The organism is Amycolatopsis sp. PSD-21 (assembly GCF_055561455.1).
This window is the reverse complement of record NZ_CM145712.1, coordinates 3,954,731-3,977,849: the sequence shown is the minus strand read 5'-3', so window position 1 is coordinate 3,977,849 and position 23,119 is coordinate 3,954,731. Positions and strand designations below refer to the sequence as shown.

General features: G+C 65.4%; 18 protein-coding genes. 8 read left to right on the top strand and 10 right to left on the bottom strand.

The features are described 5' to 3' along the window. Positions 1-134: 134 nt before the first annotated feature. Positions 135-881, top strand: coding sequence for a hypothetical protein (locus tag ACZ1DY_RS18885; RefSeq protein ID WP_465485152.1), 747 nt, complete (start codon positions 135-137; stop codon positions 879-881). Between the two features lie 1,413 nt (positions 882-2,294). Here ACZ1DY_RS18885 and ACZ1DY_RS18880 read toward each other — a convergent pair. Next, entirely contained in the window at positions 2,295-2,927 is a 633-nt protein-coding gene (locus ACZ1DY_RS18880) for a TetR/AcrR family transcriptional regulator (RefSeq protein ID WP_465485151.1), read from the bottom strand. A 471-nt stretch (positions 2,928-3,398) separates the two neighbouring features. Between ACZ1DY_RS18880 and ACZ1DY_RS18875 the strand changes: the two genes are divergently transcribed. Then, positions 3,399-5,357 carry an AfsR/SARP family transcriptional regulator gene (locus tag ACZ1DY_RS18875; RefSeq protein ID WP_465485150.1) on the top strand — a complete coding sequence of 653 codons (1,959 nt, stop codon included), beginning with the start codon at positions 3,399-3,401 and terminating at the stop codon, positions 5,355-5,357. A gap of 18 nt (positions 5,358-5,375) precedes the next feature. Here the strand turns inward: ACZ1DY_RS18875 and ACZ1DY_RS18870 are convergent, their stop codons facing one another. After that, positions 5,376-7,226 carry an AfsR/SARP family transcriptional regulator gene (locus tag ACZ1DY_RS18870; RefSeq protein ID WP_465485149.1) on the bottom strand — a complete coding sequence of 617 codons (1,851 nt, stop codon included), beginning with the start codon at positions 7,224-7,226 and terminating at the stop codon, positions 5,376-5,378. 433 nt (positions 7,227-7,659) lie between these two features. Between ACZ1DY_RS18870 and ACZ1DY_RS18865 the strand changes: the two genes are divergently transcribed. Next, positions 7,660-8,997 carry an FAD-dependent oxidoreductase gene (locus ACZ1DY_RS18865; RefSeq protein WP_465485148.1) on the top strand — a complete coding sequence of 446 codons (1,338 nt, stop codon included), beginning with the start codon at positions 7,660-7,662 and terminating at the stop codon, positions 8,995-8,997. 19 nt (positions 8,998-9,016) lie between these two features. On the opposite strand, the gene ACZ1DY_RS18860 is transcribed toward ACZ1DY_RS18865, so the two are convergent. From ACZ1DY_RS18860 to ACZ1DY_RS18850, 3 genes are read right to left on the bottom strand one after another with little or no spacing between them, the layout of a single operon-like run. Continuing rightward, positions 9,017-9,874, bottom strand: a complete 858-nt coding sequence (locus ACZ1DY_RS18860) for an LLM class flavin-dependent oxidoreductase (protein WP_465485147.1) — start codon at positions 9,872-9,874, stop codon at positions 9,017-9,019. A 4-nt stretch (positions 9,875-9,878) separates the two neighbouring features. Then, positions 9,879-10,895, bottom strand: a complete 1,017-nt coding sequence (locus ACZ1DY_RS18855; RefSeq protein WP_465485146.1) for a methyltransferase — start codon at positions 10,893-10,895, stop codon at positions 9,879-9,881. Continuing rightward, positions 10,892-11,791 (bottom strand): NAD(P)-dependent oxidoreductase, encoded by a 900-nt coding sequence (locus ACZ1DY_RS18850; RefSeq protein WP_465485145.1) that lies wholly within the window; start codon positions 11,789-11,791, stop codon positions 10,892-10,894. Before ACZ1DY_RS18850 ends, ACZ1DY_RS18855 begins: the two co-directional genes overlap by 4 nt. Positions 11,792-12,062: 271 nt before the next feature. Here ACZ1DY_RS18850 and ACZ1DY_RS18845 point away from each other — a divergent pair, with 271 nt between their 5' ends. Then, on the top strand, positions 12,063-13,259 hold the full coding sequence (locus ACZ1DY_RS18845; RefSeq protein WP_465485144.1) for a cytochrome P450: 1,197 nt from the start codon (positions 12,063-12,065) through the stop codon (positions 13,257-13,259). A 31-nt stretch (positions 13,260-13,290) separates the two neighbouring features. Next, positions 13,291-14,088: an SDR family NAD(P)-dependent oxidoreductase gene (locus ACZ1DY_RS18840; RefSeq protein WP_465485143.1), complete on the top strand. Its 798-nt coding sequence runs from the start codon at positions 13,291-13,293 to the stop codon at positions 14,086-14,088. Between the two features lie 43 nt (positions 14,089-14,131). On the opposite strand, the gene ACZ1DY_RS18835 is transcribed toward ACZ1DY_RS18840, so the two are convergent. From ACZ1DY_RS18835 to ACZ1DY_RS18815, 5 genes are all read right to left on the bottom strand, one after another. Beyond that, positions 14,132-15,268, bottom strand: a complete 1,137-nt coding sequence (locus tag ACZ1DY_RS18835) for a nucleotide disphospho-sugar-binding domain-containing protein (protein WP_465485142.1) — start codon at positions 15,266-15,268, stop codon at positions 14,132-14,134. A gap of 4 nt (positions 15,269-15,272) precedes the next feature. Beyond that, positions 15,273-16,337, bottom strand: a complete 1,065-nt coding sequence (locus ACZ1DY_RS18830; protein ID WP_465485141.1) for a methyltransferase — start codon at positions 16,335-16,337, stop codon at positions 15,273-15,275. Positions 16,338-16,342: 5 nt separating this feature from the next. Continuing rightward, a complete protein-coding gene (locus tag ACZ1DY_RS18825) occupies positions 16,343-17,830 on the bottom strand; it encodes an MFS transporter (protein WP_465485140.1) in 1,488 nt (495 codons plus the stop codon). A gap of 90 nt (positions 17,831-17,920) precedes the next feature. Further along, complete coding sequence (locus ACZ1DY_RS18820) at positions 17,921-18,571, bottom strand: response regulator (protein WP_465485139.1); 651 nt, start codon at positions 18,569-18,571, stop codon at positions 17,921-17,923. Further along, positions 18,568-19,752 (bottom strand): sensor histidine kinase, encoded by a 1,185-nt coding sequence (locus ACZ1DY_RS18815; RefSeq protein ID WP_465485138.1) that lies wholly within the window; start codon positions 19,750-19,752, stop codon positions 18,568-18,570. Before ACZ1DY_RS18815 ends, ACZ1DY_RS18820 begins: the two co-directional genes overlap by 4 nt. A gap of 153 nt (positions 19,753-19,905) precedes the next feature. On the opposite strand from ACZ1DY_RS18815, the gene ACZ1DY_RS18810 reads away from it, so the two are divergent. The 3 genes from ACZ1DY_RS18810 (at position 19,906) to ACZ1DY_RS18800 (ending at position 23,088) form a co-directional block, all read left to right on the top strand. After that, complete coding sequence (locus tag ACZ1DY_RS18810) at positions 19,906-21,156, top strand: glycosyltransferase 87 family protein (protein WP_465485137.1); 1,251 nt, start codon at positions 19,906-19,908, stop codon at positions 21,154-21,156. Positions 21,157-21,307: 151 nt separating this feature from the next. Further along, complete coding sequence (locus ACZ1DY_RS18805; RefSeq protein ID WP_465485136.1) at positions 21,308-22,300, top strand: hypothetical protein; 993 nt, start codon at positions 21,308-21,310, stop codon at positions 22,298-22,300. Beyond that, on the top strand, positions 22,300-23,088 hold the full coding sequence (locus tag ACZ1DY_RS18800; protein ID WP_465485135.1) for an ABC transporter ATP-binding protein: 789 nt from the start codon (positions 22,300-22,302) through the stop codon (positions 23,086-23,088). The genes ACZ1DY_RS18805 and ACZ1DY_RS18800 overlap by 1 nt, the downstream gene beginning before the upstream one ends. Positions 23,089-23,119: the final 31 nt, after the last annotated feature.

The following is a 23,119-nucleotide window of genomic DNA, read 5'->3' as shown; positions in this document are numbered from 1 at the left end:
ACACAAAGCGCCATACCGACGGAAACCCTGAGGCGGACACGTGCGTGACCAGCGCACCACCGACAACAGTTCCACACGTGGCGCTGGCTCTCCAGCGCGCGAAGTGATAGACGACCTGGAAGGCCGTGACAGTCTTGGCAGAGCTGGAGAACTCGTCGGTACTTGGCCGGCTGCTGGAGGAGCTGTCGTGGGAGGGCAGCAAAATCAGCCAATACCGGGCTGGCGGCCGGGGCTTCGAGAACGTCTTGACCGCCGAGGTGCTCATCGCACTGGACTTCCTACCCCGAACACAGTTCCTGGGCGCTATCGTGCGCGGTGCGCATGGAGCCGACCAGGCACGTGAACACGTCGCGCGTGAGCTGGAAACGGCGTCCATCACCCTGCTGCCCGAGGAACTCGTGCTCAATTCCCGCGGTCGCAGCCGCGGGGAACGTCGGATCGTCCAGCCTGACGCGTGGATCTCCACCCCAGGCACGATGACACTGGTCGAGGCCAAGCGGATCCGCTCCAGTCGCTTTCAACCTGAGCAACTCGCTCGCGAGTATGTCGCGCTGACCCGTGAAGCCGGCGATCGAGTGCCGCTGCTGCTGTTGATCCTCGGCGCGCCGCCACCGGTGGCGCTGCCTGGCGAGCGGCTGGACGTCGGCGTCGCCATCGAACGCTACCTTCCGACGGTGCTCGCCGGCACCGAAGCTCACCCCTGGCCGGACAGCGAGATCTGGCGCCGCGTCCCTGAGGTTTGGGCCTGGACCACCTGGTCGGAAATCAGCACCAGCGTCAGCGACCAACTAGCCGCCTTCACCAACACCGACCCCTCCGTGCACGCGGCAGTGAGCCGAGCGGCCCACTCCGTCGCCCGCGCGATCGCATGGCACGCTTGACCGGCTGTGTGATCACATCACGTCATTCTCTGGACTCAGGCGGATGGGAACAGCATGGTCGTCGCTGAAGCTCGGCAGGGCCCCACCGGACTACTGCGCATTTACGCTGCCGTCGCCGGATACCGGCAGGTCAAGTGCATATCACGGCCATGTTGAAACCCACAGGAGCGTTGCAACCAAGGCTGCGCAGTACCGATCTCTGAGCCGACTGCCTGTCCGACACCTGACTGAGTCACGTCTCCTCTCGAGAGTGACGCGACGTCCTGGCTCGTCACCGTTGCCGGTTACGTGTTCACGTTCGCGCGGGGTTGTGGGGTCTACTCGGTAACGGCCAACCAGGAATCGTGAGCAGAGGGGCTAAGGCATGACTGTCAGTAACGAGCTTGACCATCCGGTCGGAGCACCGCCGGGGCGACGACCTCGATCCGGTTCGGATCCGGGTCCGGGTCCGGGTCCGGTGTTGGTTGTGGTGGACGGCGTGATCGCGGCGCTTGCCGGCACCTATGTCGTCATCGACCAACATCACCGCCGCTGGCCCGCGAACGTCCGCTAACCGCAACGAGCAGAGCGATCCCTGGGCACTGAGGCGCTCCGCGCCCAACATCACCAGCGCGCGCCTCCGCGTCGCCCACCCAAGATGGAGTGGACGGCTGCCTTGCACCAGCCGCGGGAAATCCGTGTCACTGAGACGTGCCAACTCGTGCCAACCATCGTCTGTACCCAATCCGACAACACCAGGTCAGCGTGAATTGCCATGCCAACTAAGTTCTGTTGTCACATGTCGGTGGCTCGCGGAATAACAGATGTGGAGCCATGTCGACATACGCAGCGCAGGCGGCATGCTCAGCTCCGACATCAGTCGCGATCGGCGCCGTTGTGGGTCGGCGACCCCGAGGACTGTGCGGTCGTTCGGCAGACGCCCCGCCCACCTCTGATGTGCCCAGAGCCTGGCTGCGACGGCGAGTTGACCTCGTGCGGAAACCGCGAAATGGCAGGCCTGGCGAGCCCGATAATCAGCTCCCCACGCTTGTCGTGCTCGGAACGGCAAGTTCTGGTGCTCGCAACGGCGGCTGGTGGGACGAGCGTCGCAGGGAACACGCGATCGTGTGGGAATCCCATAGCAACTCGCGGATTCCGGGAAATTATTTTCACGTCCGCGTAGAGGTCAGCTGACGTTCCCACGCGCACAACGCGGCGAAGACCGTGTGGCGAACACCGTCCTGGATCGATCGCAGGTGGGCAAGGTCCCGGCCGGAATGCTCGCACGCGCGGCCCCTCAACGACACCAAACTAAGTGTCGGCCAGGCCGATCCGCCGTGCCTCGACCCGGTACTTCGGCGGCGCACAGTCACCCGTCGCCCTGGGACGCCGTAGGTTGAATTTGAACGCGCACCCTACGCGTTCGGCAACCGGTCAGGCTTCTGGGGGGGCCAGGTAGTCGACCAGCTTGGCGAGTTGGTCGGCATAGCGCTCAACGAACTCAGGGGACTCCGGATCGAGCTGTAACAGCCCCTCGATGACGCGCTGCAAGATCACGGGTGCCATCGCGGCGGCCACCACCATCACCGTCAGGCACCCCGGATCGACCCAATCCGGCAGCTTCCCGGCGTCCCGCAGCTGAGTAACGTGCTCCACCGTCTCGCCCAAACGCCTCATCCCGGACGCGTCGTCCGAGTCGTTCTGCGGGCCGTCGTACTCCAAACCTGACCAAGCCAGCAGCCGCAGCTCATCTCGACTGGAGAGAGCCTCCAGTACGCGGCGGCGCAACTGCTCCGACAATGGCACCCCTGGCGGCATCAACTCATTCCGGGGTCGACTCAATCTCTCCGAAGTCGACTGATACAGGCCCTCTTTACCCCCGAAGTAATACGAAATCAGCTGCTGGTTCACACCGGCACGCGCCGAAATCGCAGCGATCCGCGCGCCTGCGTATCCGTGCGCCGCGAACTCCACTACAGCCGCATCCAGGATCGACTGGCGCGTGCGGTCCGCATCTCGCCGCCGCTCGTGCGGCTTCGGCGACCGGCGAGGCTTCGAATCGGTCACAAGCGCGACTATACATGCACCAAAGGTCTTGCCAATCGATCGGCGAGATAGATCAGACTATCGGCCCAGTCGATAGTCCGATCTGACGATGATTGACCGACTCAGCCAGAGTAATCGCCTTCATTCCACCAGCACACATGCGAGTGCGGAGACCGAATATCGATTTGAATCGGATTCAGGGCTTCACCAAGTGACATCAGGCGTACGAGCAGCCCCGTGCCTCCGACAGCCCACAGACCGACGTGCTGTGCTGTAACACAACCAGAACCGCACGGAAACATCACTACCAGACGGGCGACGCTGCGAATTCGACTCATCGGCAGCTTCGTCGCCAGGGATATCATCGTGACCGACACGCGAACCGCGGTTTCCGAGTCCACCAATCGCCCTGGAAACCGAAGGCCGTCCATCCTTTCTCGACTTCCTTGACACAGTGATCCTTTCCGCTATATTATCGAGCCACGGCATGATATGCGTGGAACAAGAAAGACGCTACCCCTTTATCGTGCCCATGGGGAGGATCAGTCGGTGGATTTGCAATGCAGAATTCTGGGGTCTTTGAAGATCGAAATAAACGGGCAAGATGTCACACCGAGTGCGCCGAAAATGCGAAGGATACTGACACTTCTGATACTTCGGAGAAACACACCGGTCAACATGGATGATCTCGTTCTGGAGCTCTGGGGCGACCATCCCCCGCCGACCGCGCGCACGACGGTCCACACATATATTCACAAACTACGTTCTCGACTTTTCCCCGCACATCTGTCCAGGCACGGTTTCGCACTGCAGACCAAACAGCAGAGCTATTTCCTCGAGATGCCATCACAGTCTCTCGATCTGCACCGGTTCGAGTACTTGGTACGACGCGGAGAGGGCGCGCTGGAGCGTGGCGAACCACGGCTGGCCGCGGAATCGCTACGTGAGGCTCTGGGCCTGTGGCGAGAACCGATGATGAGCGCCACGGAGACCGGTGCCCTGCTGGCCGCACATGTCACCGGTCTCGAGGAGAGCAGGCTCCGCGCCCTTGAGCTCCGCATCGGAGCGGACCTGCAACTGGGCCGGCACCGGGAGCTACTGAGCGAGCTGAAGGAACTCGTGATCACACATCCACGCAGCGAAGTGTTTCACGGCCATCTGATGCTCGCACTGCATCGCTGTCACCGGCGTGACGAGGCTTTGGAGCTCTACCAACGATTTCGGCGCGAAATGGTCGCGGAAATGGGTCTCGAGCCCTCCCAACTTCTGCAGCATGCGCATCAGGCCGTCCTGGCGGGTGAACCGTTGCCTGATATCACGCCCCTGAAATCGCAGGTCACCACGGCGACCGAGCGCCCCGCGCAACTGCCGAGTGACAGTGCGGACTTCGTAGGCCGCGGTGGCCTCGTAGAGGACGCGGTCATATGGCTGACTTCGGCCGGGCTCGCGGACGTCGCGCCGAGGGTGCTTTCGGTACATGGTATGCCGGGGATCGGCAAGACCGCCTTCGCGGTACGTGTCGCGCAACGTGTGCGATCGCGGTTCGAGGGAGGGCAGTTCTACGCGTGCCTGGGTGTGAGTGGCGACGGAGCGAGAGATCCGGCGGACGTTCTGGACGGTTTTCTCAGGGCAGCGGGTTTCCCTGCGGATCGATTGCCTGCCGACGATGAGGACAAGGCAGCACTTTTTCGCACTTGGACTTCGATGAAGCGGGTGCTCGTCGTGCTCGACGACGTCCGTTCCTCGGAACAGATACGGCACCTGATGCCCGCAGGGGCGCGTTGTGCGGTTGTTGTCACCGCCCGGCGCGGCATTCACCCCGCTCCAGGATCTCGCTTGCTCCGTCTCGATCCGCTCGAACCGAACGAAAGTACCGGACTGCTGTCGGCGATGATCGGCACGGAGCGGATAGCAGGCGAACGCGAGCACGTGGACCGGATCGTCCAGTTGTGCGGAGGCCTGCCCCTGGCCGTGCGCGCGGTCGGTACCCAGCTTGGTTCCGTGTCCGGCTGGCCCATCAGGACCGTGCTCCAACAGCTCGAGAACGGTTCCCGCCGGCTCGACGCGTTGTCCTTCCACGATCTGGACGTGCGCGGGCGCATAGCCGGCAGTTACCACGTCATGCCGAGACTGGCTCAACTCGCGCTCCGGAAGTTCGCTACCCTCGGTAAGGCCACGTTGACCCAAGCCGAGGCGGCCTCGCTGCTCGGCTACGACGGGGTGGAGACCAGCAGAATTCTGCTCAACCTCATCGATCACGGACTTCTCCGAATATTCGGAGAAGCGGATTCCGCGGTGAGCTACGAGCTTCACCCCCTTATCCGCTGCTACGCCGAAGAAATCGTCGCTGACCGGACTCACGGGCATTCGGTGATCCGGCGTCGCCGAACGCGGTTCTGTGCTCGCCGGCCCCGAACCATCATGCGGCCGCGGCGACGTCGGCCCGGCTGAGTCCGGGCCGACGTCGTTTCAGGCCATCAGGCAGAGTTCCTCCCGTGCGCTCAGCACGCGGCCGATCGCACGTATGCTGGGAAGGAAACGGTACTGGGTATGGCCGATCCGCTCGTCGAATGCCGTCACGTCGAGAAGCCACAGTTCGGCCAGGTCCTCCAGCAACGACTCGGCATGGTGCTCGTCCACCTCCATTACCCTGGCCGTAAGAGCCGCCGAGACGCTCCTGGTATCGAGCTTCGCCAGCCTACGAAAGGCGTCCTGCGCGCCCGGACGGACCAGCGAGTAGCTCCGTTCGACACTGGCCTGCAGGCCCAGGATGTCGGCATCGACCGAAGGGTCGTCGATGACCGTACTGAGCCGGTGGACCGATCTGGCGATCGCCCAGTGCTGACGGACCTGTAACAGCCCGGCGGCCGAACGCAATGCCAGCGGGAGCCCGTCACACAATTTCACCAGTTCCTTGGCCGCCTGATCGTCCCTGGAAACCCGGTCACTGCCGAGAACTCCGGTCAGCAACTGAATTCCTTCAGGCTCGGTGAGCGGCCGCAGTTCCACGGTCATACTCGTCGCCGCGACGAAGAGGCGGCGACGGGTGGTCACCAGTACTCCACACTCCGCGCTCGAGGGGAGCAACGGCAGCAACTGTTCAGCACTGACCGCGTCGTCCAGCACGAGAAGGACCCGGTGTTCCGTGGTCCACGTACGGAACATCCTGCTGCGCTCGTCCGTCGACGCCGGGATCCGTTCGTCGGTCATTCCAGCCGCGCGCAAAAAGCCGGCGAGCACCTCACCCGGTTCGACCGGGCTGCCATCATCGTCGAGCAGCTTGGCGTAGAACTGCCCATCCGGGTATCTGTCCACGACCTGATGCGCCACATGGTTGCACAGCGATGTCTTGCCGACCCCGGGAGGACCGACGATGACGACCACCGTCGCCGCCCGGCCACGACCGGTGCACAACGCCTCAAGAGCCGCTGTGCTCTCGGCTCGCCTGCCGACGAGAACCGTGCCGTCGGGCGGGAGCTGCCGTGGTGGTATCGACCGGCGAGTGACGACTGTGCCCCCGCCGGGCATCGGCGATGACAGGCTCTGGTCCGCGCTCAGTACTGCCCGCTGCAAACGTTGCAGTGAATCGGTGGGATCCAAGCCGAGCTCGGTCGCCAGCGCGTCCCTGGTGCGGTGGTACACGTGGAGCGCCTCGGCTTGCCTTCCCGCTCGATAGAGTGCCAGCATCAGTTTCGCCTGGAACCCCTCATGGGTGGGATACTGCGCCCCCAGCATGGTGAGCTCACCGAGCAGTTCGTTGTGCTTGCCCAGCTGGAGATCCACCTCGATCCGCTGTTCAAGGACGCCCTTGCGAAGTTCTTCCAGACGTCGTGTTTCGGCATCCAGAACCGGCCCTGTGCTGACGTCGGCAAGCGCGGGACCACGCCACAGCCGCAGCGCTTCCGCAAGCGTCTTGGACGCGTACTCGACCGTTCCCGATTCCAGTTCGCTTCTGCTCCGCTTCGCCAGTTGCTCGAACAGGTTCGAGTCAAGCGAATTCGACGGCAGCGCTAGGACATAGCCATTGGCCAACGTGTGCAACGCGGCGCCGTCGGCGCCGGCTGGGCGGGAAGAGCGCACGCCTTCGGCCGGCGACAGCTGCAACAGCTTGCGCAGTTGATAGATGTAGGTTTGCAAGGTCGTAGCGGCACTCGCCGTTGGCCTGTCCTCCCAGAGCTCGTCGATGATCTGATCGGTCCGGACGAGATTGTTCGCCTGTAGTGCCAGAAGACTGAACATCCGCCGAAGTTTCGGCGCGGACGGAGTGATCGTCACTCCGTCGCGGAAGACTTCGAGCGGGCCCAGCAGATTGACCTCCATCGTCAGCACGCTCCCCCAGTTGTCAGTGACTCGATGGCCCGTGCTCGAAGCACGGGATATCGATTCTTTCGGGCGTCCTTGTGAGTCCCTTCAATCTATCGGCCGGTACGGGCCCCGCCCTTGAAGATCGGTGGTGGCTTACTAAAGCGATCCTGATGCGGTTAACCACCCACCAAAGCCGTGCTCAAAGCAGCAGTCGGATACGGCATGCGACGCGTTGACCAGTACTTATCAGTAGAACGACGTCGACCACGACGATTCTTCCCTGGCCCGCCGGATTCGATCTGCTCGCGCACGGGTCATCCGATCGATGTAGCCGGGTTCCCGCGCCTCAAGACTTTCTGTACTGAATCGGGCGACCGAAGGCCGATGTCCACGCGTGGAAGCGCGCCTAACGTTGACGGCATGGGACACGCTGAAGAAGGGAATCGCTGTGGCGCCGGCCAACGCACCACGGATAGCGGTCATCGGTTCGGGGCCCGCGGGGGTGTTCACCGCGGAGGCCCTGCTGAAATCCGACTGTCACGCGGCCGTCGACGTGTTCGACCGCCTGCCCGCTCCGTACGGCCTGGTCCGGTACGGCGTGGCGCCCGACCATCCGAGGATCAAATCGGTGAGCACCGTTCTGCGGCGCGTGCTGGAAAGTCCCGCCGTCCGGTTCTTCGGCAACGTGACATTCGGCGTGGACCTCGGTCTCGACGACCTGCTCACCCACTACGAGGCCGTGATCTTCGCGACCGGGGCTCCCGGGCATCGCGACCTCGGAGTGCCAGGCGAGGACCTGGGTGGCAGCTGGCCCGCCGGCGAATTCGTCTCGTGGTACAACGGTCATCCGGACGCGCTCAATGACTTTCCACTGCACGCGAGCAAGGTCGCCGTGCTCGGAGCTGGCAACGTCGCACTGGACGTGACCAGACTGCTGGTGAAGGATCCCCGCGAGCTGGCGGATACCGACGTACCGGATCACGTCCTCGACGGATTGCGGTGCAGCAGCGTCACCGACGTGTACCTGGTCGCCAGACGCGGTCCCGCCCACGCCAAGTTCACCACTGTCGAGCTCAGGGAACTCGGCCTGTTGCGCGGGGTCGACGTTCTAGTGCGGTCCGAGGACTTGCGCTTGAACGAGGCGGACGAGCAATTACTCGAAACCAACAGGCAGACCCGAGCCAACGTCGACCTCCTGCGGGAGTGGGCGCGACGACCCATGACCGACGCCACCCGGCGGATCCATCTGATGTTCTGGCGGAGCGCTGCGGCGATCGAGGGGGACGGCGAGGTGCGCGAACTGCGTTTGTCCCGCACTCGCCCGGGTGAACACGGCCCTGCCGAGGTACTTCCGGTCCAGGGTGTCCTCCGTGCCGTCGGCTATCGCGCCGATCCGTTGCCAGGTCTCCCTTTCGAATCACGAACCGAGACCCTGCCCCACCGTAAGGGACGGATTGTCGATGGCGGCGCACGGCCGGTCGCCGGCTGCTACGTGGCGGGATGGCTCAAGCGTGGCCCTACCGGTGTGATCGGCACCAACAAGGCGGACGCGGCGGAGACGGTACGCAGCGTCGTCGAGGACCTCGCGGCGAGCAGCCGTTCCCGGTCGTCGGACCCGAACTCCGTGCCGCGGCTGTTACGCCGCCGTGGCACGGAGTTCGTGGACTGGTCGGACTGGCTGCGTCTGGACTCCTATGAGATCAGCCGGGGCCAGGCGCAGGGCCGGGACCGCAGCAAGGTGTCGGATCTCGATTCCATGCTGGCCATCAGCAAACGAGGTCTGTGAGTGGTACGGCACCAGACGTTCAGTGCACCGCACCGTCGAGCAGTTCCAGCTGGGACAGTTCGGCCGAACACGGCATGAGGATCAGTTCGGTACAACCCGCTTCGGCGTAGGCCGCCACGGCTTCCCGCACTCGCGCCGGATCGGTGAGCACACCCTTGGTGATCCGGTCGGTCGCCCTCTCCCCGAGAAAGGCGTAATACTCGCTGACGTAACGCCGTGCCAGTTCTGTGCCTTCAGGGCCGAGCGCGAAGTAGGCCAGCGCCAGCAGCCTTGGCTGATCCAGCCGTCCTTCGGCGGCCCAGCCGCGCCGGGCGCGCTCGGCGAGCTCCCGGTATCCGCTGGCCGAGCTACCGCCGGAGATCCAGCCCTGCCCATAACGCGCGGCTCGCCGGATGGCGGTGTCGGTATGCCCGCCGAAGATCAAGGGCGGGCTCCCTCGATACGGCGACGGGCCGATCCGGCCGTCGGGTTCCGCGCCCGACCAAATGGAAACCATTCGCTCCACCGCGCTATCGAGGGTGCGGCCTCGCCGCGCGTAGGGCAGGTCAGCGGCAACGAAGTCGTCCTCCCGGCCGCCGGCAGCGAGACCTGCCACCAAACGCCCCTCACTGATTGTGTCGAGTGTGGCGAGCTGCTTCGCGAGCAGCGCCGGGTTGCCTCGATACGGCGCGAGCAGGACCGTCGCGGCAAGGCGTATACGCCGCGTGACACCGGCGGAAGCGGCCAAGGCGATCAACGATTCACAGTTGCCGTACACAAGCCGGTCCAGCGTCGCCAGTGAGCTGAACCCGGCTTGGTCGGCATACCGGGCCCAGTCCAAGAGCTGATCGCCCACCACGCCGCACACCGCCGCAGGGAGGCCGACTCCGATCTCCACTCGATCATCCCGCCTTGTGGCCGATCACGACGGTGTCGTTCTCGCCGAGCGGAGCGACCTCTGTCGAGCCGAAGCCGGCTTCCGTGAGCCATCCTTGGTACTCCGACGGCGGGTACTCCGCTCCGCCCGGCGTGGTCAGCATCATGTCGAGGCTGATGATTAGGTTGGTCAGGTCGGTGCCTTCCTCGTCCACCATCCGGTCGTACACGACTATCTTGCCGCCGGGTCGTACCGCGTCGAACGCCTTGCGCACCAATGCCCGGCATTCGTCGGGTGACCAGTCGTGGAGGACGTGGCCGATGACCACCACGTCGGCGGACGGGATCGGATCGGTGAAGAAGTCGCCCGCCTGGAAGGTGGTCTTCTCCTCGAGACCGAGCGCGCGCATGTGCTCGTCGAACGGTGATCGCATCTCCGGCAGATCGAACACGGTGCCCGAGAGATGGGGGTGCGCCTTGACCAGCCCACCCGTGAGATTGCCGCGCGCGCCCCCGACGTCCACCATCGAACGGTAGGCGGTCCAGTCGATGGCCTTGGCCAGTTCAGGCACGATCAAGGTGGTGAGCGCGTCCATCATGCCGAGGAAGCTGCGAAGCCGCTTCGGTTCCTTGATCATCTCCATGTAATCGGCTTCGGCAGTGGGTTTGCCGGTCCGCAACATTTCCCCGAAGCGGCCCCACGCCGGATAAAGCATGTGATTCGCCCGTTCGAGAAATCCACCGATGTACCCGTCGCCGGTCCGCACCAGGTGGCGCCCGGCCAATGCGCTGTTGCGGTATCGCCCGTCGTTCTTCTCGAGAAGGCCGAGGGCGGCGAGCACATCGAGGAAATCGCGCGTTCCCCGCGGATGCAGATCCAGCTTCACCCGCAGTTCTTCCGCGCTCATCTCGTCATCGCCGAGTACGGTGAACAAACTCAGTTCGAGTGCCGTCAGGAGACATTTGGCGGTGCAGAAGGCGGTACCGAGTTCGAAGACGACGCTCGGGCCCGCGCCGTCGACCCTCGATGCTGTTGTGGTCATTGCTGGTGTTCCTCCTTGACTCGGGGGATTGCGTCTTCGTGTGCCGCCAGGACCACGGCCGCGTCTTTGTCACCGTCGCCGGCCGCGACAACGCCGGCATAGCGACGGGCGAGAGTGTCCGTCAGTGGGAGGGCCAATCCCGCGTCCTGTGCCTCGGCCAGCAGGAGCCGGACGTCCTTCTCCATCAACCGCGCCCGGAACGCGGCGGGTTCGTAGCACCCGGTGCGCATGAACTCGGCCCGGAAGGCCAGGACCGGCGACCTGACACCGCTCTTCAGCACGGTGTCCAGCAGCGTCTCGCGGTCCAGCCCGGTGACGGCGGCGAACGAGACCGCCTCGGCCAAGGCGACCGTCTGCGCGCCGAGAATCAGGTTGAAGGCCAGTTTGAGCGCACTGGCCTGACCGGACCGTCCAAGGTGGACAAAGCCGTCACGGCTCAAGGTGTTCAGCACTTCGCTCGCGGACTCGACGTCGTCTTGCTCCCCCGCGGTGAAGACCCGCAGGCCGCCGGACCGGGCCATCCCTGGGTTGCCGATCACGCTGGCCTCCACCCGCCGTATCCCCGCGTCCGCCAGCCGCCGCGCGGCCTGGCGGGCATACCCCGGCGATACCGCGGATGTGTCGAGCACCAGGGTTCCTCGCCGCAGGGCGGGAAGCAGCTTGCCGAAAAGAACCTCGTCGACCGCTGACTCGTCACTCAGGCTGAGCAAGATCAGCTCCGCCTTGGCAACGGCGTCGATCGATTCAGCGAGCACCGCTCCAGCGGCGATCAGCGGCGCCGCTTTCTCGGCCGTGCGGTTGTGGACCGTCAACGCGAACCCGGCTTCGATCAGCCGGTGCGCCATCGCGGCACCCATGTTGCCCAGTCCGACGACGGCGATCCCCGCGGACTTCATGACCGAATCAGCCCGCGGCGGGGGAATGCCTCGGAGCGCTGGGTATTTCGTCGCGATCCCTGTCTGCAGAGGACCTTTGACATCGAATGCCTCCGTCCGTCGATCCGGTGCGGCCTCGGGACGAAGGTTCGCGCTCCGTGGTCCAAACGCGCTGGGGCGCCGTTGAATCCCCGCCGATCGGACATGCCCAGCGAGTTTCCATCGGCTCTACAACGCATGCGACCACCGTGGTGCTTCGCCGTCTGTCGCGGATCCCGATGAGGAGAACGCCATGCCTGCCGAGCCAGCACCGTCATTTCCGTTCCGTGCGGCCGATCCGGTACTTCCACCGGCCGAGTACCGGAAACTCCAGGTCGAACGGCCGGTCTGCCGGGTGACGCTGCCGACCGGTGACTTCGCCTGGCTCTTGCTCCGCCACGAAGACGTGCGGAACGTCTTGGCGGACACCAGGTTCAGCCGGGAGGCGATCACCGCACCCGACGCACCGCGGATCCTGCCGATCGCTCGCGGCTCACGGTCGATCTTCGTGATGGATCCGCCGGAGCACAGCAGGCTGCGCAAGCTGGTTTCGAGGGCGTTCAGCCCCCGGCGGATCGAAGCGCTGCGACCTCGGGTCGAAGATCTCACGCGCGGATGTCTCGACACGATGGCCGAGTCGGGGCCGCCCGCCGACCTCATCACCTGCCTCGCCCAGCCGCTCCCGATCACGGTGATCTGCGAAATGCTGGGGGTCCCCGTGGCCGACGTCGACCAGTTCCGGGTGTGGACCGACATCATGCTCGGCTTCACACCTGACCGGCAGGCCGAAGTACTGGCCGCGAAAGACAGTCTCTCCACATACTTGACGGAGCTGATCAAGGACAAACGACGGACCCCGACCGACGACCTGCTGATGGTGCTGATCTCCGCGCAGGACGAGGGCGACCGGCTCAGCGAGGAAGAACTGGTGGCCTTCGGCTACACACTGCTCGGCGCCGGGTACCACGCGACGACCGCGAGCATCGTGCATGCCTTGCTGACCTTGCTGCGGAATCCGGCGCGGCTCGACGATCTGCGCCTCGATCGCGGTCTCCTTCCTGGCGCGGTGGAGGAGTTGTTACGCCTTTCCCAGGCAGGCGGCGGCATCGGAGCGCTGCGGATCGCGACGGAGGACGTCGCGATCGGTGACGTGGTGATCCGGGCGGGGGAAGCCGTCCTGCCCTCGATCAACGCCGCGAACCGCGACGACTCGGTATTCCCGGAACCCGATGAGCTGCGGCCGATCCGCCCCCGGAACCCCCATGTCGCCTTCGGGCACGGCATTCACCATTGTCTCGGGGCCCAGCTGGGCCGGATCGAACTGGAGGTCGCACTCGGTTCGCTGCTGGCGCGTTTCCCGGGTCTACGCCTCGCGGTCGCGGAAGACGAGCTCGACTGGAGTGTCGGGCTGGCGTTCAGCAGGCCGGACGAGCTCCCGCTCGCCTGGTGAAGTCCACAACAGACGGTAAAGGGGCGCACGAATGGATCTCGGGCTCGCGGGCAGGTCGGTCCTCATCACCGGCGGCAGCGGTGGTCTCGGCGGAACGATGGCGCAGGTCTTCGCTGCCGAAGGAGCGCGCGTGGCGCTTACCTATCACCGCAACAAGAACGCTGCGTCAGCGGTGGTCGAGGCGGTCGAGAAGGACGGCGGGCAAGCCTTGGCCCTGCCGTACGACCTCGGCGACGAAGAGTCGATCCGATCGGCGGCGAAAGCCGTGACCTCCGCCTGGGGTGGTATCGATGTCCTGGTGGTCAACGCGTCGCCGGCGCGAGGGCCGGACGAACGCCGCGGTCCTTTCGAGACGGTGCCGGCCGAGCTCTGGCGAGCACAGCTGCGTGAAGAGATCGAGGGCGCCTTCCATACCGTCCAGGCGGTGCTGCCGGGCATGAAGGCCCGTGGCTGGGGCCGGATCGTGTTGATGTCCGCCAGCATCGTCAACCGCGGGATGCGCGGCGAGGAGGCGTACGTGGCGAGTAAAGCGGCACTGCACGGACTCAACCGGACGTTGGCCACCGAACTGGTGGGTCACGGCATTCTCAGTAACGCCGTGGCACCCGGGCCGACCGTGACGGCCAATCTGCTGCCGAAGGTGCCGCCGGAGATCCGGGCCACTTTGGCCGGTCTGAGCCCGGCGGAGATCCAGAGCGTGCTCAACGAGCGGATCCCGCATCTGCGGTTCGGTCTCCCCGAGGACGTGGCGAACGTGGTGGCGTTCCTGGGATCCGACGCGAACCGCCAGGTGACCGGCAGTGTGGTCAACGTCGCGGGTGGCCATTGACGAGGAGGCCGTGTGACGGCGACACCGCCACACGGCCTCCTCGTCATTCTCGCTCGGCGGCCAGCTTCTCCAGCACGTGTACCACGTCCGCGGGTGACGGCCGGAGCCGTGACTCGGTGGCGAGCGCCGCGGCCGATTCACGGTGGCCTGACTCCGCGAGCAGTGCGGTGACCGCGTCACGGACCGACTCCGGCTCGGCGTCCTCCTTCGTGATGACCCGCCCGGCGCCGGTAGCGGCGAGTTGCCTCCCGTGGAGCGCGTGGTCGGGCAGTTGCGGGATCACCAGCTGGGGTACGCCATGGGTCATCGCGGTGAGCGTCGTCCCGGCGCCGCCGTGATGCAGCACCAGATCGCAGGAGGGCAGCACCAGGTCCAGTGGTACTCCGGTCAGGACCCGCACCTCGTCCGGTAGCCCGCAGAGGAGCTCCTTGTGCTCCTCGGCGACCGCGACGACGATCTCGGCGTCCAGGACCGCCACGGCCTTCGCCATTTGCTCCGCGAGCATTCGCCGCGATTCGAGCTTGGCCATCGTCGTTCCCCACGTCACACAGACCCTCGGCCTCGATCCCCTGTCCGGTATCGAGGAAGGAACCGTGCCGGGACCGTTGTACGGGACATAACGGATCTCCTGCGGGCGGTATCCGGTGGCGACCTGCAGCCGCGGAGGGCAGGGATCCACGGTCAGTCCGCCACGGACGTCCACCTCCGGGAGCCGGAGCCGTTCGGCGAGTGGGCCCACCGCGTCCGGCAGAAAGCCGGCCGCCCGCTCCAGAAGATCGACGCCGTAGAGCATGCGCACCGCGGGTACACCGACGGCGGCGGCCGCGAGCGGGCCGGCCAAGGTGGTCAGCTCGTAGACGATCACGTCCGGCCGCCAGCGCTTGGCTTGCCCGACCAGATCATCCACCATCGAATCAGCCAATTCGACCAGCATGTCCAACGCCCTGGGCCTGCCCTGCGGCCGGCCGCCCGGCCGCAGCACGTATTCACGGACGAAACCCGGTACGTCGACGTCGTGTCCGACCGGAACCGCGTCCAGACCCGCCTGGCGGATCACCTGCGTCAGGCCGGGTTGGCTCGCGACCCGCACCTGATGCCCGGCGGCGCGGCAAGCCCAGGCGAGCGGGACCATGGGATAGAGATGGGACTGCCAAGCCCAGGTGCAGAACAAGATCCGCATTGGCTCACTCCCCGACGATCGCTTCGATCAGGCGAAGCGGCGTTCCGGTCTCGGTGACTCCCCGGTACCGCAGCCCGGCCCGTTCGAACAGCTCGGCGTACTCCTGTGTGGTCCGTTCCCTGCCGTCCATGACCAGCAACATGTGCAGGTCCATCAGCGCGTCCCAGGGGTTGGCGGGCGGATCTGAGATCAACTGCTCCAGCAGGATGACCCGGCTGCCCGGTTCGGCGACCTTCGCCACGTTGCTCAACGCCTGCACACACCTGTCGTCCTCCCACATGTGCAGGACCTGACGGAACAGATAGACGTCGGCCTTCGGCACCGTCACCAGGCAGTCCCCCGCCTCGATCTCGCATCGGTCCGCGAGCGCGCCGGTGCTCAGCACCGGATCCGTGTGCTCGATGGTGTGCGCTCGGTCGAAAAGGATCCCGCGCAGGGCGGAGTTCGCTTCCAACAGCGCGCGCAACAACGAGCCGTGTCCGCCACCCACGTCGACCACCGTGTGCGTCCCGGAGAGGTCCAGTGCGCCGACGAGCGCGGGGTGCATCGCGACGGACTGGGCGGCGTAACCGCGCAAGGTGGCAGCGCCCGCCTCGTTGTCGTCCTCTGCGAAGTAGCTGAAGAGGTCCTTGCCGTAGGTGGTCCGGAACGCGCATTCGCCGGTGCGGACGCTTTCGTCGAGCTTCGCCCACATCTGCCAGCCCCAGTACGAGCCGGTCAGCATCACGTCCCCGATCCGCACCGGCGCGTCGGAGCGCATGGCCCGGGATGCCTCCGTGTGTTCGTAGCGCCCAGGTTCGAGCTGGCGATAGACACCGTAAGCGGAAAGCGCGCGCATCAGCCTCGACAAGGCGCCCGGGTCGGCATCGATCTCGTCCGCCAGCCGATCGACGTGCACCGGCACGTCGCCGACGAAATCCGCGATCCGCAGTTTCGCCGCGGCCTGGATCACGCCGCTCGCCCACATGCCCCAGGCCAGCTCCATCACGTTCTGGACGGCCGGCGGGCCGAGTACCGGAGCACCGTCGAAGGCTGTCGTCCGCACCGTCTCAAGATCAGCTTCACGCATGGTCATCACCTTGGAATCGATCGTCGGATTCCGTCGTCCTTCGTGGACGACGGACGGTCGTCGGCCGCGGTGGCGGGCACCCCACCCGGCGGGAGCAGGAAACTCATCACGAAGCTGGCGAAGAACAACGCCACGCAGACCCAGAGGCCCGCCTCGATCGCCTGCCGGTGGTCGCCGGTGCCGGTGAGCGAACCGAAGAAGACCGTGCCGAGCACCGCGATGCTGATCGCCGAACCGACCTGCAGAGCGGTGGTCATCAGCCCGGACGCCGCACCGGCGTCCTGGACGGGGACCTTGCTCAGCACGATGTTCACCAGCGTCGCGCTGACCATGGCCATGCCTGCCCCGAGGACGATCGCGCCAGGCACGAGCGCCCACGGGGTCAACGCCGGTCCCAGGACATGGATCGGGTAGATAACGCCGACCACCCCGGCGATCTTGACCAGGGCCGCGATCGACACCACCCGCCTGCCCAGCCTCGGGGCCAGCCGGATGGACAGCATCGAACCCGCGACGATGCCCAGTGAGGACGGGAACAGCGTGATCCCGGTACGCCAGGACGAATAGCCGAGGCCTTGTTGCAGGTAGAGCGAAAACACGAAGGTATGGCCGGTACCCGCGAAGAAGACCAACGCGAGCGCAAGCCCCGCGCGCAGGCTGCGATGGCGCGATATCCGAGCCGGGATGAGCGGGGCTCTCCCGCTCCGTTCGCGGAATCGCTGATGCCACAAGAACAACAGAAAGATCGGTATCGTCGCCGCGAACGAGAGGAACGTCCACGGTGGCCACCCGGTCTCGTGACCTTGTACCAGCGGGTACATCACCGCCACCAATGCCAGCGTCACCAGCAGCACGCCGACCAGGTCCAGTCCCGGTGCCGTGCCGGATCGCGATTCCGGCATCGACCGCACCGCACCGAGCAAGGCGACGGCCCCGACCGGAAGATTGATCAGGAAGACGGCACGCCAGCCCAGCCCGGCGATATCGGCCTGGATCAACAGGCCACCGAGTACCGGGCCGGTCATCCCGCCCAAGGCCAGCGATATCCCGTACATCGCCAAGGCCCGCGGCCGCTCCGGCGAAGGGAACTCGACCTGGATGAAGCTGAGCACCTGCGGGATCATCATCGCGGCCGCGGCCCCTTGCAGCACACGGGAAATCACCAGCATTTCCGGGTTCCTCGCCAGGCCGCACAACACCGAGGTGAGCAGAAAGGCGGCCATCCCGGTGACAAAGGTCCGTTTCCGGCCGAAGATGTCCCCGACCCGGCCACCGGTGATCAGCAGGACTGCGAAGGCCAAGGTGTAACCGGCGGAGGTCCATTGCAGCGTGGCCGGGCCGGCGCCGAGGTCTTCTTCGAACGCCGGCAAGGCGACCGTGACGATGGTCGCGTCGAGCAGATCCATGTAGCAGGCGAGCAACGCGGGAACCAAGGCCGCCCAGCGTCGCGGATGGTGTGTCCTAGGGGTGGTACGAAGGTCCAAGGGAGTCATCGGCCGACTTTCCTGAGGCGTCAGCGTGCTGACCGATGCTCAGGGGACGGCCTGGGATCGTGCTGGAAACTCGGTGGACCACGCTTCTCCTCAGCCAGCCAGACCCGCGCGGTGCGCGAGGATCGCGGCCTGCACCCGGTTGGTCATCTTCAGCTTGCTCAAGATGCGGCTGACATGGGTTTTGACAGTCGCCTCGCTGAGGTACAGCTGGCTCGCGATGTCGGCGTTGGCCAGCCCCTCCGCCAGCGCGACGAGGACCTCGCGTTCCTTGTCGGTCAGCACGTCCAACCGTTCCAGTGCCTTCGCCTGACGGGACGGCTCACGTTCGGTGAAGGTGTGCAGCAGCCGGCGAGTGATGCTCGGCGCGAGCATGGCATCGCCGGCGGCGACCGCCCGGATCGCGGTGATCATGTCGTCGCCCGCGGAGTCTTTGAGCAGAAAGCCGACGGCGCCGTTGCGGAGTGCGGTCTGCACGTACTCGTCCAGATCGAACGTGGTGAGGACGATGACCCTCGGCGGTCGGGGCAAGGACTGCAGACGCGCTGTCGCGGCGAGACCGTCGGACTCCGGCATCCGGATGTCGACCAGCGCGACGTCCGGCTGGTGGCGTTCGGCCTCTTCGACGGCCGATATCCCGTCGGGCGCCTCGGCCACCACCGACATGTCACCCGCCGCCTCCAGGATAGTGCGCAGCATGGAACGCACCATCCACTCGTCGTCGACGACCATCACCCGGATCATGAGCCGGTTCCCGTCGACGGAAGCGGAATGACCGCCTCGACCTCGTATCCGCCGTTGAGGGTCGCTCCGCAACTGAGCGTGCCTCCGATCAGCCTGATCCGTTCCTGCAGGCCGATGATCCCGAAGCCCCCGACCGGGAGCGACTCCGGAGCAGGCGACGATGGCGGTCTCTGATTGGTGATGATCAGCCGGAACTCCTCCGGACCGTGGATCATGCGGATCCGTGTATCGGCGTTTCTCGCATGCTTGTGCACGTTGGTCAGTGCCTCCTGGGCGACACGATAGCTTGCCTGTTCGACGATGGACGGCAGGGGACGAACCTCACCGACGGTCTCGACGTCGACGTGGACTCCCGCTGCCCGTGACTGAGCGGCGAGCCCGGCGATGTCCTCGATGCGGGGCTGGGGCGACAGTGGCGCGTCACCGACCCGCAACACCTCGAGTACCTGGCGGAGTTCGCTGAGCGCGTCCCGGCCGATGGACCGGATCTTTTTGGTCAGCAGGAGCCTTTCCCGATCCCCCGAAACCTCCGCGGTCGCGGCGTGCAACACGATCAGGCTGACCCTGTGCGCGACCACGTCGTGCATGTCGCGAGCGATGCGGGTGCGTTCCTCGGCACGAGCCTGTTCGGCGAGCAGATCGCGTTCGCGTTCGAGCCGGGAAGCGCGTTCGAGCAGGTTGCCGACCAACTTGCGATGGGTGAAGCTCCACAGCCCGAGCAGTGTGGGTGCGAGGCACAGTGCCGTACTGATCGGAACGCTCGCATCGAAACCGCCGAGGCGCCAGAACGGGAGGCCGACCGTCACCAGCGCGACCGCGGCGATGACGGCCATCATTCGTCGCGACCTTTCGAAAGCCGCCAACGCGTACAGGCCGAAGACCACACCGGCGATCGCCGAGAGCATCGTCCAGCTCACCAGGCTCACGATCACCAGAAAGACCGGCTTGCGCCTGCGCACCATCGCAGCGGCACCCGTCAGCAGAGCGAGCGGGATCGAGGCGATCAGCCGGTTGTCGCTGCCGAGGAGAGGAAACCCGAAGTCGGGGGCGAACTGCTGGGGTCCCGACCAGACGAAGGTGCCGATCACACACGCCAGTGCCACCGCCGAATCGATGATCACGTGACGGCGGTCCGATGGTTTCCACGCCCACCACCGTGGGGTGGAGCTCGGCGAGGTCATTCTCGGAGTCTAGAGGAATGATCAAGTGGGATCGGAACATACTGCTCTCCTCACCTGATCGGTCGCTCTCTGGAGTGAGTTCCCAGTGTTCCGTGATTCCCGGGGAAGACGCTGCCCAGACTCGGCGGTGCGAAGAATCGATCAGGAGGGGACATGTCCGAGGGAGTGCCAGCGGATCCTGCGGGAGCGACGAGAACTCCCACGCTTTGGCAGGCGAGTGCGGTCGTCGCGCTGGCCGCACTGGCGATGACCGCACTGGCGGTGCCGTTGTTGCGGGAAGCACCGCTCTGGATGGCTGACTTCCAGGTCTATCACGAGGTCGCGCAAGCGATATTCGACGAAGTTGCGCTCTATGAACTGCGAGTCGACACCGCTTTGTTGGCAGGGGTCGCGTTCACCTACCCTCCTTTCGCCGCAGTGGTGTTCGCCCCCTTGTCGTGGCTGCCCGCCGGCTTCGGGGAGGTGCTCTGGACGTACGCCAGTCTACTGAGCCTTGGTGTGCTTCTTTGGGTTTCACTCGGCCTCGCGGGGGGCAAGGCGCGGAACCGACGGCTACGGCTGGTGGCGCTCGGAATGACCGCAGCACCGCTGCTCACACCGGTTCTGATGAATCTCATGCTGGGACAGGTGAACATCTTCATCGTTCTCCTCGTACTACTGGACTTCTCGCCGCTGATGCCTCCGAGATGGCGGGGTCTGCTGATCGGAATCGCTGCCGGGGTGAAACTCACCCCTCTGATCTTCGTCGGCTATCTGCTGTGCACCAGACGGTGGACGAGTGCGTTACGCGCCACGGCTGCATTCGGTGGCACGATAGTCGTCGGATTTCTCGTCCTTCCCAGGGAATCAGGTGCGTACTGGCTACAGGGCTTGATACTGGACACCGGCAGGGTGACCGATATCAGCGCAGTGGTGAACCAGTCGTTGCCCGGTCTCTTCGCGCGGTTGGCGGGTACGACCACAGCACCTGGTTGGTGGTTGCCGGTCTGCCTGGTGGTCGTCCTGCTCGGCCTGTTCGCCGCGAGGTGGGCCCATGGCCTCGGTCACGACCTGGCGGGTGTCCTGGTGGCGGCGTTCACCGGGCTGGCGGTCGCGCCGATCTCGTGGCCGCATCACGCGATCTGGATCGTGCCTGCGCTGGCCTGGCTCCTGGTGGTGACCTGGCGTAAGAAGTCCACGTTGCCGAAGTTCGTCTTGGCTGGGGTGACTCTCTGGTGGCTGGTTCCCGTTTACTGGCTGCTGGCACCCGACAGGGCCACTCCGGACTTGACCCCCCGTGACCATTTGCTGATCGCGCTGACGGGCTATCTAGCGGTGACCGCGCTCGCGGTGGCACTGCTGCCTATATGGCTTCCCAGGGTTCGAACTGCGGCGTCCGAGCCAGGGGTCAATCGATCGATGTAGGCGACGGTGGCATTCGAGAGACTTCCGGCCCATCGGTGAAATCACTTCGCGCGACGCGGACGGCGCCGCCCCGCTCCTAGATTCGAACCCACAGGCAAACGGACCACGAGACGACGTACGCCTGGGATGAGAAACAGGAGAGGTGACCAGCATGGATCCCGCGAACAGGACGAGCGCCGATGTCCCTGAAAGGCCGGCGATCGCTCCAGGCGGGCCGGGACTGACCACCCGGCAGACGCGAGCGCAGTGGGCGTTCGCCGTGTTCTCGGTCGTCAACGCCGTACTGATCTTCCCCGGCGAGAACGCCATCCTCCCGCTCATTCAGAGCCTGGGATTCGCAGGTTATCTCCTCGCCGCCGGGATCACGGCCTACTGCGCACTGCGCTCCGGGACCTCGCGGGCGCGCGGAATCTCCATCGTGTTCCACCTGCTGTTCATCCCTGTGCAGTTCCTTTTCAGCTTCCCCGGACCGCTTCCGCTCGCCGGGATGGTGTTCTCCGCGGTGATCCTCGGCCTGCTGCGGCCGACTTTTCCGAGGTTGTCCCCCGGAAAACGGAGGCTCTGGGTGATGCTGCATGTCGGGCTGTCCGTGAGCTGGCTCGGTATCGCGGTGTCCATGGTGGTGCTCAGCACCGTGGGCTACACCACGGAAAACGCCGGATTGCGCCATGGCGCCTACGAATTGATGCACGTCTTCGATCTGTTCATCGTCATTCCGACGATGATGCTGTCGATTATCACCGGCCTGGTGGTCTCCCTGGGCAGTAAATGGGGCCTCGTCAAACACTGGTGGGTGCTGCTCAAGCTCGTGATCGCGCTGGGCATTCCGGCGGTCGCCATCGTGGAAAGCCAATGGGTCCAGGAACTCGCCGAACGAACCCTCGACCCGTCCGCCGAACCCGGCGGCACAGGACTGACGCTGATGATCTGCATGATCGTCTTCTCCGCCGCGTTGTGGACGGCGACCTACCTGTCCGTCTTCAAACCTGGCGGCAAGACCCGATGGGGGAAAAAGAACATCGAACGCGAACGCGCCATGCGGGCGGGCCGGTCGGCGGCCCCGGCCGGAGAACGAGCAGCAGGTCAGCGTGTCGGCGGTCTGGAGTACGACGCTGCCGAGCACTATCGAGGAGGAAAGAACTGATGGGGGAACCGAAACCGCCTGCCGCACGAGCCCGCGCGCTCGTGAAGGTCTACGGCCGGGCGAGCGCGAGCGTGACCGCGCTCGACAACGTGAGCCTGGACATCCAGGCTGGGAGATTCACCGCGATCATGGGGCCCTCGGGCTCTGGCAAGTCCACGTTGATGCATTGCCTCGCCGGCCTGGACACCCCTACCAGCGGCCAGGTCTTCGTCGGCGACACCGAGCTGACCGGTCTCGATGACGATCGGCTCACGGTGCTGCGCCGCACAGAACTGGGGTTCATCTTCCAGGCCTTCAACCTGGTGCCCACCCTGTCGGCGCGCGAGAACATCGTGTTGCCTTTGACGATCGCGGGACGGAAGCCGGATCCCGGTCACTTCGCAGATCTCGTCACGGCCTTCGGGCTCGCCGAACGGCTCGATCACCGGCCTGGGCAGCTTTCCGGTGGTCAGCAACAACGAGTCGCCTGTGCGCGCGCCCTGATCACCCGGCCGAAGGTGATCTTCGCCGACGAACCCACCGGAAATCTGGATTCCCGCAGCAGCGGGCAGATCCTGCGATTCCTGCGGAGCGCGGTCGACGAGTTCGGGCAGACCGTCGTGATGGTCACGCATGACCCGCTTGCCGCCGCGTATGCCGATCTAGTCGTCTTCCTCGCCGACGGTGCGTTGCTGGACAGGCTGGAGGCACCGACGGCCGAGCGTGTCCACGCACGGATGCTCCAGTTCGATCACGGCTCCGGGCCGAGTGCTGTGTCGTCCACCGCACGTACCATCAGGGCGTTCTGACCATGTGGCGAACCGTATTGGCGACGTTGCG

Coding starts and splice junctions, on each gene's coding strand:
- ACZ1DY_RS18835 (WP_465485142.1), bottom strand. CDS start 15,268: ATGCGGATCTTGTTCTGCACCTGGGCTTGGCAGTCCCATCTCTATCCC.
- ACZ1DY_RS18830 (WP_465485141.1), bottom strand. CDS start 16,337: ATGCGTGAAGCTGATCTTGAGACGGTGCGGACGACAGCCTTCGACGGT.
- ACZ1DY_RS18870 (WP_465485149.1), bottom strand. CDS start 7,226: ATGGAGGTCAATCTGCTGGGCCCGCTCGAAGTCTTCCGCGACGGAGTG.
- ACZ1DY_RS18810 (WP_465485137.1), top strand. CDS start 19,906: ATGTCCGAGGGAGTGCCAGCGGATCCTGCGGGAGCGACGAGAACTCCC.
- ACZ1DY_RS18805 (WP_465485136.1), top strand. CDS start 21,308: ATGGATCCCGCGAACAGGACGAGCGCCGATGTCCCTGAAAGGCCGGCG.
- ACZ1DY_RS18840 (WP_465485143.1), top strand. CDS start 13,291: ATGGATCTCGGGCTCGCGGGCAGGTCGGTCCTCATCACCGGCGGCAGC.
- ACZ1DY_RS18825 (WP_465485140.1), bottom strand. CDS start 17,830: ATGACTCCCTTGGACCTTCGTACCACCCCTAGGACACACCATCCGCGA.
- ACZ1DY_RS18875 (WP_465485150.1), top strand. CDS start 3,399: ATGCGTGGAACAAGAAAGACGCTACCCCTTTATCGTGCCCATGGGGAG.
- ACZ1DY_RS18815 (WP_465485138.1), bottom strand. CDS start 19,752: ATGACCTCGCCGAGCTCCACCCCACGGTGGTGGGCGTGGAAACCATCG.
- ACZ1DY_RS18820 (WP_465485139.1), bottom strand. CDS start 18,571: ATGATCCGGGTGATGGTCGTCGACGACGAGTGGATGGTGCGTTCCATG.
- ACZ1DY_RS18850 (WP_465485145.1), bottom strand. CDS start 11,791: ATGAAGTCCGCGGGGATCGCCGTCGTCGGACTGGGCAACATGGGTGCC.
- ACZ1DY_RS18800 (WP_465485135.1), top strand. CDS start 22,300: ATGGGGGAACCGAAACCGCCTGCCGCACGAGCCCGCGCGCTCGTGAAG.
- ACZ1DY_RS18845 (WP_465485144.1), top strand. CDS start 12,063: ATGCCTGCCGAGCCAGCACCGTCATTTCCGTTCCGTGCGGCCGATCCG.
- ACZ1DY_RS18855 (WP_465485146.1), bottom strand. CDS start 10,895: ATGACCACAACAGCATCGAGGGTCGACGGCGCGGGCCCGAGCGTCGTC.